Origin of the sequence: Amycolatopsis sp. WAC 01375 (assembly GCF_003947325.1) — a bacterium.
Taxonomy (GTDB): domain Bacteria; phylum Actinomycetota; class Actinomycetes; order Mycobacteriales; family Pseudonocardiaceae; genus Amycolatopsis.
Genome location: NZ_QHHW01000021.1, coordinates 150,369 through 165,032, shown reverse-complemented (window position 1 = coordinate 165,032; position 14,664 = coordinate 150,369). Strand labels below are relative to the sequence as shown.

Below are 14,664 nucleotides of genomic sequence, written 5' to 3'. Positions count from 1 at the left end.
ATGTCTCCTCAGTCAGGTGGCGCTGTGCGACTCAAACCAGTCAGAGCCCCAGAATTCCAGCGACACCGCTCTCCCTCATTAGCCACGCCCGCCCCTTCATCTCTGGCCATTCGGGATCAGACGCCAGTCGAGTGCATCTGTTTTCTGATCCGGGCCCCGATACCTAGGAGTCTCTGACGCATTCATGCCGGGGGCTATAGAAGTAGCTGTTGCGGATCGGTTGAGACACCTTGACACGTCACTGCGAACAAGAATCAAGCCGCGGCGGAACTCTGCGTAACGTCGAGAGCGTCCGCGCCGGTGATGCAGTAATTCAACTGTGACCAGCGCAGATCTCGCTTGGCGCCGAGCTGATTGGGTGGCGCGAAGGTGCTCGCGGTAGCGCTCAGTTACCTGGGGTCGCTAGTTGCACTTACGCTGAGACAGGGTCGACATTCGGGCTTGCCAGATCGCTCTCGCGGGCCTCGCGTGCCGGCCGGGACGGTTGGGCCCGCAGGGCAGGCACGGTAATGTCATCGGAGTGAGTACCTTTACGGCCCGGCCCCGGATGCTGGTCAACGCCTTCCATATGGCCGCTGTGTCACATCACGCGCAAGGCCTCTGGGCGGAAGATGATAGTCGACAATTAGAATATGCGGATCCGCAAACCTGGATAGATCTGGCGACTCTGCTGGAGCGAGGGTGCTTCGATACGCTGTTCATGGCTGACGTTATCGCGCCATACGACCTCTATCAGGCGTCACGCAGCGCGACTGTTTTCGAAGGGATGCAGTTCCCGACGCTGGATTTCTCTGTGTTGATTCCACTGCTGGCCCGCTTCACGACACACCTTGGCTTCACCTACACGCAAAACGTCCTGCAGGAGCATCCGTATACGTTCGCGCGGAAGATGTCGACACTCGACCTGCTCACCGAGGGTCGCGTCGCATGGAACATCGTGAACACTTTCCTCCCTGGCGCTGGCCGGAACCTTGGTTTCGGCGGCTTGCCGGATCATGACGACCTCTACCGTCGAGCGGATGACTTCGTGACCGCGGCTTGCAAACTGTGGGAGTCCAGTTGGGAGGACGACGCGGTTGTCCGGGACCGCGTATCAAGGCAGTTCGCCAACCCGGCCAAAGTGCACGAGGTCGATCATATCGGGCCCTACTACACGGTCTACGGTCCTCATCTGACAGAGCCCACTCCCCAGCGCACACCTGTGCTGTTCCAAGCAGGTATGTCGCCGATGGGTCAGAGGTTCGCAGGGCGGCACGCCGAAGCGGTCTTCATCGGTGCGTCGAACCCGGAGCAGGCAGTACCGCTTGTGTCGGGGATCAGGAGAGCCGCTGTCGATGCTGGAAGGACCGCGGACAGTGTCAAGGTGTTCGTCCCGATCACGTATGTGGTCGGGAGCACGGAAGATGAAGCTCGCCGCCAAGACGCTGAGCTTCTCGAGAAGCAGACTATTGAGGGAAACCTCGCGCGAATGTCGGTGTTCTTGAAACATGACTTCGCGGAGGATGACCCTCGCACGCCGGTTAGGGAGTTGCGCCGACGTACGAACCTGTCAACGGCCGTCCGTACGGTGCTGGATAGCAGTGACCGGGACGACTGGACACTTGGTGAGCTCGTGCTGCGGTTCGGAAACCTACGTGTCGCCGGAACGCCTGAGCAGATTGTTGCCAACATGACGAAGTGGCAGGACGCTGGCCTTGATGGGATCAACCTCCAGTATGTGGTCTCTCCGACGACTTTCAGCACCTTTGTTGATTGCGTGGTCCCGTTGTGTCAGAAGCAGGGTGTGATGCAGTCGTCCTATCGACCTGGGACCCTGCGGGAGAAACTCTTCCCCGAAGGGTCCGCCTACCTTCCCCGCCACCATCCTGCTCGGCAGTTCCGCCCGCAATAGGACTGGCGCAATCTCATGCACAGCGAAGCTCAGCGATTTTGTCGCGAAGACGTTGGGCCTTGAACTCGTCTAGATCTTCGATGATCCCGAGAGCTTCTGTCATGTGTTGGAGGCCTCGGTTTCGGTCTCCCAAGGAGTTGAGGAGTTCACCTTTGAGCGCGACCGCCTCGGCTTCAGCCCAGTAGTCCGCCAAGGAGTTGGCGAGCACTCGGACTCGCTCGCAGTACTCAAGAGCTTCCTCGTACTCGCCGAATCGTTGGCACGTGCGGGACAGTGCGATGAGAGCGGTGGCTTCGCCGTGGCGGTCACCGTCGGCATTGAACTCGTCGACGGGGATCAGGCCCTCGCGCATCGCGTCTTCCCTGCGGCCGAGTTCTCGGTAGGCGCGCCCGAGGTGGATACGAGTATGGAGCTCGCCGATTCTGTGACCGAGCGCGATCTGAGCTATGAGGCCTTGTTCGGTGTACTTGGCGGCCAGTTCATACTGGCCTCGGGCGTGGGCGGTGTTGCCCAAGCCGGTCAAAGCCCAGCCTCGGCGTGGGTGGTCCCCGACAGGCTCCAATGCCTTCAGCGCGAGCTTGTCGAGCTCTTCGGCCTGGTCCAGTTTTCCTTGCCGCCGGTATGCTTCAGCGAGGTTGTCTGCGGCTTGAGCTATCCATGTGGGTTCTTCGGCGCGACGAGCCGCTTCCAGTGCGACCTCGATGCTGCTGACCCATGTCCGCCACGGACGACGGACAACGTGATAGTCAATAAGTTCAACCGGCAATCGCCATGCTTCGAAGAGCAGACCATTGTCAAGAGCCAGTTGTGCCATTGGTGTAATACTCGCCATTTCGGCATTACACCACCCTAGGGCCTGGCTGTAGTCGCTGAAGGTCTCCACCGGAACCCCGTCGATCGGCGGATCCAGCCGCACATGATGATCGCGGGTTGGTGTGATTGTTCCGGCGGCCGAGTTGGCGGCGTGGACGTACCACTGCGCGAGCCTGGCGATTGCCTGGTTGCGTTCGTCCTCCCAGGCTGGCATGTAAGTCTTCTCTGCAGCGTAGTCATGGAGGAGATCATGCAGACGGTACGAACGGTGGCCGCGCTGTTCAAGCAGATGCGCCTGGACGAGATATTCGAGCAGGTCAGTCGTGTCGTCAAGAGGGGCACCGATAAGTGCCGCTGCTGCGCCGACGGAGAATTGCGCGCCTGGATGCACCCCAAGCGCCTTGAACAGTTCGGCGTGGCGTTCGGGCAGGGACGCGTATGACCAACTGAACGCCGCTCGGACGCCGGTGGCGGCTTCCTGGCCGGGGTCGGCGTCAAGAAGGTCCAGGCAGGCGGTCTCGAGCTCGTTGAGGTGCTCGTCGAGTGTCTTGCCGCGATCGGCCGAGATACGTTGGCAGGCGATGGTCAGTGCCAACGGCAGGTAGTCACACACCCTTGCCAGCCGCTTGACCTGTTTCGACGTGATATCCGTGCAGTCGCCGTCGGTGTAGTGTGCCGCGAGTCTGGCGGCGGCATCCTCGTCGAGCGGCCTCACTCGCAGGTGGACTGCGCCGGCTTCGATCGTCAGACCCGACAGGCGTTGTCGGCTGGTGGTCAGGACGGTCGCATTCGGCGTACCCGGCAACACTGGCTTGACCTGACGTGAATCTCGCGCGTTGTCGAGCACGACCAGGACCCTTTTGCCCTCTCGGCCCAGCCTGTCGAGATGCCCGCGAAAGTGAGCCAGGCGCTGTTTGGCCCGCGGCGGTAGTTGGTCGGTGTTGACTCCGAGCCCCTTCAAGAGGTGACCGAGGATCTCGTCCGGCTGGGCGGGTGGACTGCCGGAGAAGCCACGCAGGTCCGCGTATAGCACAGTGTGGAACGCATCTCGCGTTTCGTTTGCCCACTGCAGGACGACCGCAGTCTTGCCCACTCCCGGTTCCCCGGTGATCACGACAGTTCTTCGGGCAGTGTCACGCCCGGGGCCTGGTACGAGCAACTCAGTCAAGCGATCGAGGACATCTTCGCGCCCGACGAGGTACGCCGGTTTGGTGGGAAGCGCGGAATATGGTTCCGCTCGCGCCACGTGCGCGAGAATCACGAGTGCGCCGTTGGCGTCAAGTGCGGCATCGATCCTCTTCATGACCGCGGTTGTCGGCACGTTGGTTCCTTGTTCCGCGCGGTGGAGAAGGTTGTGGTCGATATCCAGGATCTCCGCTAGCCGTCGCAGGCTGAGCTTCCTTGAACGGCGAGTCTTCTTGAGCGCCAGTGCGAACTGGTCAAGGGCAGTCAGGTACTGCCGTGGCCTCGACGATCGGCGATCCTCGCTACCGCCGCTGGCACTCGCCGTGCTGGATGAATCTGACATCCCCCCCATACCCCTCTCCGCCCGTGTCGCATGCTGCCATACCACCGGTACGTATGCGCTTGGTTTTGGAGTGCCGGTACCAGCGGTCGGCTGGCTCGGACCCACCCGGCAGGTCACATGTCCCGGCGTGGAGGGCATATGGCCAGGTCAACTGGTTAGTCCGGTGCCAGCCTTGTGCGTGACCCGTTCGGCGGCGGGCGATGGTTGCGATTTTCATGAGACAGGCTTTCGTCTGGCAGAGTTTGCGAGCATGCAGAGAGCTGGGGTCGTGTCAAGCGGGTCAGACCGGGGGGTGGGAGCTGCGCCGGATGCGAGATCAGGCAACCCGTGAGGTCGCTCGCCGCGAACGGTCCGCTGGTCGGGGTCGCGCTGCCCTGCGTGGTGGGAGCGTCGGTCGCATGTCCGCAGGTCGCATACGGGCAGGCTGACACGGAGCACGGTCCGGCGGTGGCGTACCCAGTGGGGTATTAGACCTGGCCAAGCATGGGGTGCGGCACGAAATGGTCACTTGCTGCGCATGTTGCGCTACTACCTGCTGTTGAAATGGATGAAGTGGAGCAAGAGTTGAGTCCCGCCGAAGCACATCCGCTGGATCCGCCATCTCATGAGCGGCACTGGGTGAGGACAGCTGGAGAACTCGCCGAGGCGCTGGCGGCGCGGGCGGGGAGCTTCGACGCGGTAGCCGAGTTGCCGGTCGAGAATCTCAGTGAGCTGCATGCGAGCGGGCTGGACGCAGCCTTTCTCCCCGCTGAGGTCGGTGGGGAGAACATGAGTTTCCGCACTTTTGGTGAGGTGGTCCGCGTATTGAGTGCAGCGTGCCCGTCCACGGCGTGCATCTGGCTGATGCACGTCGGGGCGGCTGTGACCCTGGCCGAGCTGTCTGAACCGGACACGGCGGGGTTCTATGCCGACGAACTCCGGGCAGGTAAGCGGTTTGCCTACGCACTGCCAGACCCGGCAATGGGAGAGCCCTCCGTGGTGCCGGCAGAGCGTGCCACGGCGACTAAGGGGGGCTACGTCCTGATGGGTGCCAAACGATTCGCCTCGGGGAGTGCCATCGCCGACCATTTCCTGGTCAATGCAGTAGTCGACAACATCCCTGCCTTTTTCGGGGTCGCCGCCGATGAGACCATCTCCATCGCTCGCGGAAGCTGGGACACATTGGGTCTGCGCGCCAGTGGTAGTCACCTGATCGAACTGGAAGGGACCGCGCTCCGCGCGGATCGGCGGTGCGCCAGGCTGCAGGAGGAGCATCCGCGCCATATCGGCGCAGGTGTCTCATGGCTGTCCCTGGGGATTGCTGATGCGGCGCTGCAGGCCCTGATCAGCTTTGCCAAGGCTTGCAAGATCCCACCTGAGAGAAAGCTCCTGGCCGATCAGGACTGGCTGCGACGCCAACTCGCGGACGTCCACACCCGCTTGGCAGCGGCGAAGATGCTCGCACGACAGACAATGTGGCTGGCGGATCATCGAGACCCCGGTTTCCTCACCGCGATGATCCAGGCCAAAATGCTGGGGAATTCGATGGCGGAAGAAGCTGCCCAGCTTGCCTTGAATGCTGGCGCAGGCCAGAATTTCCTGCGCGGAGCTGCAATCGAACGTCATTTTCGCGACGCCCATGCTGGCTGGCTGATGGCTTACTCCTCGCATGCCTGCCAAGAATTCCTCGGCGCCGACCTTCTAGTCAAAGGTCGAGGGGTCGCGACAGGGGTCGCGACAGTATAACGCCGCGAGGCGATGGCAGACCAGGTTTCGGCGATTCCTCGGTGTAGACGTGTTCACGGACTATGGAAGATTCCGACAGGGATTGTCGGCCCGTCTAGGAGATCAAGTATGCGGAAAATATTGCTGTCTGGAATGGTCGTGGCGGTCGTCGTCATGGCCAGTGGCTGTGGAGCGTCGCCGCTGGCAGAATCGGGCGCCGCTCCACGAGTGGCGGCCATCATGACGGGCGAAGACACGGACAACGGGTTCGCGCAGGCTGGAGCGGATGCCGTCAAGACCCTGACGGCCGAGGGTGTGGTGGCCGGGAAGACTCAGGACGGTGTCGACGTCACCAAGGCCAAGACGTATCTTCGTCAGTACGCGGACAGCGGCGTCGACCTAGTCATCGCGTGGGGCCTCGACCTGCAAGAATCTGTCCGGGAAGTGGCAAGTGAATACCCTGGCACGAAGTTTCTCGGCACCGGCGGCGAACCTGATCTGCGTAAGGCGACCGCAAATGTGGAGATGTGGACATATGACACCGGCCAGTTCGGATACCTGCTTGGATATATCGCAGGCCTGACTCAGCTATCGCCTGTAGCGATCGTCGACGGGCCACAGGAGCCATTCCTCGAATCGCAATGGCATGGATTCGATCAGGGTCTCAAAGCGGCGAATCCAAGGGTGACCCTTCTTTCTCCAATCTATACTGGCGACTTCAATGATCCCGAAAAGGCGAGGCAGGCAACGCAGCAGCAGGTGACCGCCGGCGCACGGCTGATCGCTTCAAATGCGCAAGGCTACGCGCCAGGCGTGGCCGCCGCCGCCCATCGAGCGAAGATCGCTACTGTCGGGATCTCGAAAAACGCCAGCGCGGAGGCGCCCGCGGTTAATGTGGCTCAGGTCAAGCTCGACATGGTCCCCATCTTTCGCGCTGTCTTCGCCAGACTGAAAAGCGGAGTTTTCGGGAACCAAGGGACGACCTCGACTATTGCGAACCGGAGTCTAGTGGTGACCGACGTCAACCGCGTTGAGGCAGCTCCTGCGACTCCAGCCGACCTCGTGCAGCAGGCTACGGGACTTGCAGACCGGCTTGCTTCCGGCCAGGTCAACATCGTGCCATGGTCACGGTGAAACCGGTTCTCGCCCTTCGTCAGGTCTCTCGAACCTTCGGCACCGTGCAGGCCCTCAAGAACGTCAGCCTGTCGTTGCATCAGGGGCGCATCCACGCGGTGCTCGGGGAGAATGGAGCGGGAAAGTCCACCGCGACCAAGATACTCGCAGGACTGGACCAACCAGACAGCGGCACCGTGGAGATCGACGGCGCCCCGGTACGGCTCCTATCTCGCAGCGCCGCCATCCGACGGGGTATTGGGCTCGTACCGCAGCAAGACGGCCTCATCGGCGAACTCACCTTGCTGGAAAACCTGATGATGTCCCGCACCGAACGGGTGACCAGAACACGCAAAGCCCGCGAAGCTCTCCTGGAAGCGGCGTTCATCGCGGGCATGGAGATGAACCTAAGCTCGCCGGTAAACGAGATCACCGCAGCCGAACGCCAGCAAGGCGAATTGATCCTGGCGTTGGCCGGCGGGGCTCGCGTCCTGCTGCTCGACGAACCCACATCATTGCTCGGCCCAAGTGAGATATCCACCCTCCTCGCCCGGCTTCGACGCCTCGCCGACGCCGGAATCGCGATCTTGCTCATCACCCACCGACTACGCGAAGTCCTAGCTATTGCTGACACCGCAACTGTGCTCAGGCAAGGCGACGTCACCTGGGAGAACCTGCTCACTGGAAGAACCGAGCAAGATTTGGTCACGGCCATGGTCGGGCCCATGCCAGCACGCACGCGCCGGCCTCTGCGGAGGCTCCCGCACGCAACATCAGACGCGCTGGTCATGCGCGAGGTCGAGGCGACTTCACGAGGCGATCGGCGGTCCATTCGGGGCATCACCTTGACAGTGAAAGCGGGCGAGGTTCTTGCGGTGACCGGAGTGGCCGGAAGTGGCCAGCGGACCCTCGCCGACACAGCTGCCGGGTACGTGAAACCTAGCCTGGGAACGCGGACCGTGTCAGGAAGCGTCGCGTATGTACCAGAAAACAGGCTTGATGCCCTGATGCCCAACAGAGCGGCAAAGTGGTCAGCGGTCGTGAACGAGCTCCATCACCCCCAGTTCTCCAGGTTTGGGTGCCTCCGTGGAGCCGAGATCACTCGCCACGCGCAGGACCTTCTCCGCGCGTGGGATGTCCGACCCCCGAATCCGGACATTCTCGCAGGGCAATTGTCCGGCGGAAATCAGCAGAAACTGATCGTGGGTCGTGAACTCCGCAATGGCCCCGCGCTTGCGGTACTCCATGAGCCGACCCAGGGCCTGGATCCTTTAGCCGCTGACGCGATCCGTCAGCGCATTAGGGAGGCCGCCGAAGGCGGCACGGGCGTACTTCTGGTGACCGCAGACGATGATGAAGTCGTCGCGCTGGCTGATCGGGTGGTTGTCCTGGTCGACGGAAGGGTCGCCGATGAGTGCTCCTGCGAGGACTACCGGCACGCAGTCGTATCGCTCAGCGCAGGAGAGGTTCAAGCCGAGACACACGGCGGCGGTGACCGTACGTGCAGCTGACAGGTACTCGAACTTGGGTGCCGGTCGCCCGTGCCGCAACCTTCACCGGCCTTGTCGGTATGTGTGGAGTCGGCATCGTCACCGCACTCATCGTGTTAGCCGGCGGCCGCGTCGACGAAGTGGTCTCCGGATGGGTTCAAGGAGCGTTCGGAACCCCCCGCAATGCTATTGAGACAGTCGCTTACACCACGCCGCTCGTCCTGATCGCGCTGGGCGCGGTCCCTGCTCTTCGGGCTGGTGTAGTCGTAATCGGAGCCGAGGGGCAGATGATCGTGGGCGCGATCGCCGCGGCCGCCGTAGTTATACCGTGGGGAACGACTCTCGGCTGGCTGGCTGTGCCGCTCGGCGCGCTTCTGGGAGCGGTGGGCGGGAGCACCTGGTCACTCTTACCGGCACTCCCGCAAGCCCGTTGGGGCGCACCCGAGATCCTGACCGCTCTCCTGGCGAACTACCTTGCAGCGGAGATCCTGACTGGGCTGCTGCGCACGACGTTGCGAGATCCCGGAGCAGCGACCGCGCAGAGCCATCGCCTTCCTGCGGCGGCGATGATCCCGGCATTGCCAGGTCGGTTCAGCACAGCCGTCCTCCTGGTTCTCGTCGTGCTAGCGATGGCGATGTGGTGGTACCGGAGCCGGGCGGCCAGGCTGGTGGACATCTACGCTCAACGTCCTTGGCTCGCCGCACGAGCGGGAGTCGTTTCCTCCCGGACCGTCTTGAGCGCAACTTGTGCCTCCGGTGCAGCTGCCGGGTTGGCCGGCTGGATTCAGCTGGCTGGTGTCGAAGGCGTGCTGCATGGCGGAATCAGCGGCGGAATCGGGTTCACCGGGCTGGTAGTGGCAATCCTGGGACGAGGCCGTCCGATCCTGACCGTGCTCGCGGGGCTCGGCGTCGCTTCGCTGACCACCGGTGCCGCTGGAGTTGAGTTGGCAACTGGCGTGCCCTCCGCGATCGGGCAGATCAGCCAGGCCGTCCTTCTGGTAACCGCATCTCTTGCCATCGTCGTGGTACGGCGACAGACCTACGCCTCGGGGGCAACGGATGTCTGAGATCTGGGCCGTGGTGATCGCAGGAGCACTCACCGCCGCCACACCGTTGATCCTGGCAGCGCTCGGTGAAGCATTCTTACAGCGATCCGGGGCGGGAATGAACCTGGGCATCGAAGGAGTGCTGCTGTGCGCGGCGCTGGCCGCGGTAGCCGGATCATCCATAGCAGGCCCCTGGGCAGGAGTCGGGCTCGGCCTGATCGTGGGCGTGATCTTCGGCGCCATCTACGCGGCAGGCAGCGTCATTGGGATTGACACGGTGGTAGTTGGAATCGGCACCCTGATGCTGGGCGAGGGCCTCAGCACCTTCCTCCATCAAGTTCATGCCACCGGCGGAACCAATCTCCACGGGCCCACAATCCCAGCCCTGACGACTCCTTCGCTCGGCGCCGTCAGTATCGCGGTCTTCCTGACTGCTGGTCTCATCGCAGTGTCCTGGTGGATCCTGAAACACACGCGGTTCGGGCTGAGACTCCGCGCGTGCGGGGATGATGCCGAAGTCGCCGTGAGACGGGGGATCTCCGTTCGGCGCTATCGGGCACTCGCGGCCCTCATTTCCGGGGGTCTCTCTGGGGTGGCTGGCGCGGTCGCAGCGCTGGCTACGATCGGGGCATTCACACCACACATGACCGCAGGGAAAGGATTTGTTGCACTCGCCGTGGTGCTCATCAGTCGTGGAACACCACTCGGGATCCTCGGGAGTGGACTGCTGTTCGCCGTGATCGAAAGCCTCGCTCTGCTCGCGCAGACCCGAGGGCTCGGCTTAGCGGTCGAGGTCTATCGCGCGTTGTCGTGGGTCATCCCCATCGTTGTGCTGTGCTTACATGCTCAGCGACGCCATCACCGACTTCATCAAGCCAGGCGCTAACCCGGACGACCTCCGACCTTCACAGCAACCCAGTCAGATCTGCCACCTCACTTTCGAGACGGCCTGCCAGGTGGGTGTCGACAGACGACAGCATCTCTACAGCCTGGGCTATCGTGGCCAGGCCTTCCTCGCGACGTCCCAGGTAGACCAACACTAGTCCTCGAGCGCCAAGTGCATCCGCTTCACCGCCGTAGTCTTCGCAACGGCGAAACTCCCTCAGGCCCACATCGCAGTAAGTAAGGGCTTCGTCGTAGTGGCCAAACCGCAGCAACGTTCGTGCCAAGGGGACAGCTGCCGTGCCGATCCCATGCGAGTCGTCATCGCCAACAAGAATGTCGAATGCCAACCTGCCGTGATCTAGCGCGCTCTCCTCGATGCCCTGCTCACGGTAGGCACTTCCAAGCTGGAGGTGAGTGTACGCCTGCGCGACTGACGAGCCGCCCTGTGTCTGGACCACAAGCGCCTGTCTCATCAGCCTTACGGCGCTGTCATACTTCCTGCTTTCGAGCTCGCACTCGCCCAGGCCGGTTAAGGAATAACCGAGGCATTCGTTCGGTCCCAGCCTTTCTGCCTCAGTGATGGCGCGCGCGTACAACTGGCGAGCGCGTTCTAATTGGCCGGAACGACGGTAAGCCTCGGCAAGATGGTTGGCTGCCACAGCGATCTGCCACGCGTCTTCGGACGCGTCCGCGGCTCTCAAGGCTGTCTCGTACAGCGAGATCCACGCTTGCCAAGGCCGGTAGTGAATCAGAAAGTCGTACATCTCGACCGCGATCTGCCACGCCTCATCGACCAGGCCGTGCTGGACGGCGCTGGTCGCGATCGCAGTGATATTCGACAGCTCTTCAACGCACCACCGGAACGCAGCTCCGAAATCAGCGAACGCCCGCGGGGACACCCCGTCAGCGGGCGGAGGGAGTCGCACGTGGTGAGCGCGTCCCGGCGTGATCTGCCACGACGCGGCATTGGCAGTGTGGACGTACCACTGAACAAGGCGCGATCGGGCAGCCGCGGTGTCCTCTGACCAGCGTTCCGACGCCGACTCCTCGGCGGCGTAGGCGTACAAAAGGTCGTGCAATGTGAAACTCCGCTGACCCTGGCTTGGTGAGGCCGCGGGCTGCACGAGGTGCACCTGTATGAGTTCATCGAGAGACGCGAGGGTTTCCTCCTCCGAAGAACCCAGCAGTGCGGTCGCCGCTTGCACCGAGAAGCGTGGTCCGGGATGGATTCCGAGTAGGCGGAAGAGCCTGGCGGGGTTGTCCGGCAGCGCGGCGTACGACCAGTTGAAGGCAGGGCGCACACCGGTGGTGTCATCGTCAGCGACTTCGAGGCGGTCCAACAGTCGTGCAGCGGCCTGGAGGTCATTGACATGCTGCTCGATCGTCTTGGTCGGATGAGCGTGAATTCTCTCGGCTGCGATACTTAAAGCGAGGGGCAAATGAGCGCACAGGTCGACGAGCCGGTCGACGGCCGCGGGCTCACTGTCGACACGTTCAGTGCCAATGAGGCTCGCAGTCAGCCTCTTCGAAGTCGCACGGTCCAAGCTTTCGAGCATGATTCGTTCTGCTGAGGTCTGCACCACCAAGCGCTTCATCTGATTACGACTTGTCACGAGGAACGCCGCGTTTGATGCCCCGGGTAGAACCGACAACACCTGCTGGGAATCGCGGGCGTTGTCCAGGACGACGTAGATCCGTTGATGGACCACCTCTCGCTGAGCGAGCAGCCGTTGAAAGAGCGACTTCCGAGTGTGTTCAGTGGACGGAATTCGATCAGGGGTAACGCTCAAGCCCAAGAGAAGTTCTTCGAGGATCTCTTCGGGATGGGCTGGAACATCTGACGAATACCCTCGCAGGTTCGAAAAGAGAACGAGTGCTCCACGATCGCGAGCAGCGTTCGCCCAGCGCAGGGCGACTGCGGACTTGCCGACCCCGGGTTCTCCAGTTACACACACCAAGGCATTCGCCGGCTCCATCAACGCGGAGATGGTGTCCATTACGTCTTCACGGCCTACGAAGCGGTGCGGCCCCTGCGGCAGATTGAAGTAGGGGAGCTCGGCACGAACCGCCAACGCCAGCTCGACCAGAGCACCGCGAGCATTCAGGGCCTTATCCAGCGCCTCGGCTGCCTCTGGAGTGGGATCTCGGGCTCCCTTTTCGATCTGGTTCACCAGCGGTCTGCTCAGGAATGCCAGCTTGCCTAGCTGGTGCTGTGTAAGTCCTTTCGAGACGCGCAGCCTCTTCAAGGCTTCCCGGAACCTCTCGGCATCGCTCGCCGGCGCCTGCTTCGCCTCGACCGCATTCGACCGGTCGACTTGCGGACTCGCTGACGTGTCCTCCACACTCGCTCCCCTTCAAGTGGCCTCTCCACGACCTAGCTGTGCCTGGCTACCACTACACCAAAGAACCTACTCCACAGCAGACCAGTGATCGTTTCCACATGTCGCGGCATTCGGTGCCCGCTCGACCGCAAAGCCAGTGCAATCGCACCCAAAGCCGCCCCGCCCTAATCGAGTTCTCGCCGCCCCAGTGATCGACTGCGCGCCCGATAGTGGTGGCGCGCCATTGCGCTAGGCGCATGGCTGCCGCAAACAGCCGTAGTTCGAACCACCATGTCGTAGGTTCGTGTGTTACGGGCGGTGCTCAGCTCGGTGACCGCCGGCTTGCCGTTGGAACGTGATCAGGGCGATTCAGAAAGGTCCAGCCGCTGTCCTGGGTTGAGGTTACTCTCCGGCGCGTACAGCGCCTTGGCTTCGGTGAGGATGGGCCATTCCGGTCCGAAGTGCTCTCGCCAGTCCTCCGTGGTCCTCGGCATCGCAGTCGACGGGTATACCTTTCCTCCCAACGCCCTTAGCTTCCGGTAGAGGTCCACGTTGAGCTCAACCATTCGTGCGTTGACCAGTGGATCGATCGGAGAGCCAGTTCGCAGCAAGGAGAAGAGCCAGACGAGTTCCCCATCAGGGACCTTGAACAACGGAGTCTTCAGGCGGTCAGCCCGCAGCGGATAGAGCAGGAGCAACCCCGTGGTCCCCAGTTCGCTCTGGTCGGTAGTCGTGAGCGTTTCAGCCACAACCTGCTCGACTACGCTGTCCGGCAGAAAGACATCGATCCACGGGTGTGGATGAAACCAGCTTCCTTCCGTACGCAGGGCGGCCTCTCCATCCGCCACCCGATTTAGGAAGTCGAAGTACGTGGTGTCCTCACTCTCCACTTCCACAAAGCTCAGCGCACCGAGTAACACCTCCTCGTCAGGTGACGCGGGGGGCGTGTAATACCCGACCGCCTCAAGCATGTAACGCCAGCCACCTTCGCCCAGAAGCGGCTGACCTTCCAAATACTCGAACCGCCCGTCCCTGACCACCTCGCGTTGGTCGGACAGGAAGGCCGAAAGGGAGTCGTAGTAAAGCTTCCACCGTCGCGCACGCGTCGGGGCAGGTATTAGCTGCAACGTGGCACGCGTGATCACTCCGCATTGACCGAGCCCGGCTAGCATCGCGTCGAAGAGTTTACGATTGCTATCACGCGAGCAGGTCAGCACTTCCCCGGCACCGGTTACCACCTCGAGTTCCACCACAGTATCGGTCTGGACGCCGTAGTGATGGGCGGCACCACCGACTCCTCCGACTACCAGCGTGCCGCCTACTGTCACATCCAGATAGTCGGTGAATACCGGTGGCGTCAGACCGTGCGGAAGGGCTACCTCGAGAACGTCTCTCCAACGGGCGCCCGCGTCAACAGATACCGAACCGTCCATGACCACCCGGCGAGGTGGCAACGAGGTCATGTCCAGCACGATCCCGCCGTCGGCTTGACCCTGCCCGTAGGGCGAGTGGCCGGCGCCGCGAGCAGCCACAGGTATTCCACGCTTGGAAGCGAACCGCACCACCGTGGCTACATCGGTGGCCGAAGCGGGTCGCACAACCAGCCTCGGCCTGGCATGCACCAGATTTCCCCAGTCGTGGCTAGCCCCGGTGAGGTTCGCGTCGTCAGCCAGTATCTCCCCGGAGATGGCGGGTAGGATCTCGTCGATCATCCCTGCACGCTACCGTCCGCTTGTTACACGTGGTGGCGAGTTCATGAAGTCCTGTTCGCGGCGAGCTAGTTCGTCAGAAGTAGGTCGCCCGTCGCGGCCGGGAGCTCGTGATATTGGTGATCCACAGGCGAGGATGCGACTTACAGATGCAGGACGGCTGA

At 62.4% G+C, this 14,664-nt stretch carries 9 protein-coding genes; 6 read left to right on the top strand and 3 right to left on the bottom strand.

The window, feature by feature from the left end; all coding sequences use genetic code 11:
• Positions 1–547 precede the first annotated feature (547 nt).
• Positions 548–1,891 (top strand): NtaA/DmoA family FMN-dependent monooxygenase, encoded by a 1,344-nt coding sequence (locus tag DL991_RS10745; protein ID WP_125783533.1) that lies wholly within the window; start codon positions 548–550, stop codon positions 1,889–1,891.
• Between the two features lie 13 nt (positions 1,892–1,904).
• On the opposite strand, the gene DL991_RS10740 is transcribed toward DL991_RS10745, so the two are convergent.
• Entirely contained in the window at positions 1,905–4,232 is a 2,328-nt protein-coding gene (locus DL991_RS10740; protein WP_158634421.1) for a tetratricopeptide repeat protein, read from the bottom strand.
• Positions 4,233–4,775: 543 nt separating this feature from the next.
• Here DL991_RS10740 and DL991_RS10735 point away from each other — a divergent pair.
• The 5 genes from DL991_RS10735 (at position 4,776) to DL991_RS10715 (ending at position 10,471) form a co-directional block, all read left to right on the top strand.
• Positions 4,776–5,957 carry an acyl-CoA dehydrogenase family protein gene (locus DL991_RS10735; RefSeq protein WP_125783529.1) on the top strand — a complete coding sequence of 394 codons (1,182 nt, stop codon included), beginning with the start codon at positions 4,776–4,778 and terminating at the stop codon, positions 5,955–5,957.
• 108 nt (positions 5,958–6,065) lie between these two features.
• Complete coding sequence (locus DL991_RS10730) at positions 6,066–7,070, top strand: BMP family ABC transporter substrate-binding protein (RefSeq protein ID WP_158634420.1); 1,005 nt, start codon at positions 6,066–6,068, stop codon at positions 7,068–7,070.
• Positions 7,058–8,560 (top strand): ATP-binding cassette domain-containing protein, encoded by a 1,503-nt coding sequence (locus DL991_RS10725; RefSeq protein WP_125783524.1) that lies wholly within the window; start codon positions 7,058–7,060, stop codon positions 8,558–8,560. The genes DL991_RS10730 and DL991_RS10725 overlap by 13 nt, the downstream gene beginning before the upstream one ends.
• A 17-nt stretch (positions 8,561–8,577) precedes the next feature.
• Positions 8,578–9,606 carry an ABC transporter permease gene (locus DL991_RS10720; RefSeq protein ID WP_125783521.1) on the top strand — a complete coding sequence of 343 codons (1,029 nt, stop codon included), beginning with the start codon at positions 8,578–8,580 and terminating at the stop codon, positions 9,604–9,606.
• Positions 9,599–10,471, top strand: a complete 873-nt coding sequence (locus DL991_RS10715; protein WP_125783519.1) for an ABC transporter permease — start codon at positions 9,599–9,601, stop codon at positions 10,469–10,471. Before DL991_RS10720 ends, DL991_RS10715 begins: the two co-directional genes overlap by 8 nt.
• A 19-nt stretch (positions 10,472–10,490) precedes the next feature.
• Here DL991_RS10715 and DL991_RS10710 read toward each other — a convergent pair whose 3' ends face one another.
• Both DL991_RS10710 and DL991_RS10705 read right to left on the bottom strand, forming a co-directional pair.
• Positions 10,491–12,812 carry a tetratricopeptide repeat protein gene (locus tag DL991_RS10710; protein ID WP_125783517.1) on the bottom strand — a complete coding sequence of 774 codons (2,322 nt, stop codon included), beginning with the start codon at positions 12,810–12,812 and terminating at the stop codon, positions 10,491–10,493.
• Between the two features lie 338 nt (positions 12,813–13,150).
• Positions 13,151–14,503, bottom strand: a complete 1,353-nt coding sequence (locus DL991_RS10705) for an FAD-binding protein (protein WP_125783515.1) — start codon at positions 14,501–14,503, stop codon at positions 13,151–13,153.
• Positions 14,504–14,664 lie beyond the last annotated feature (161 nt).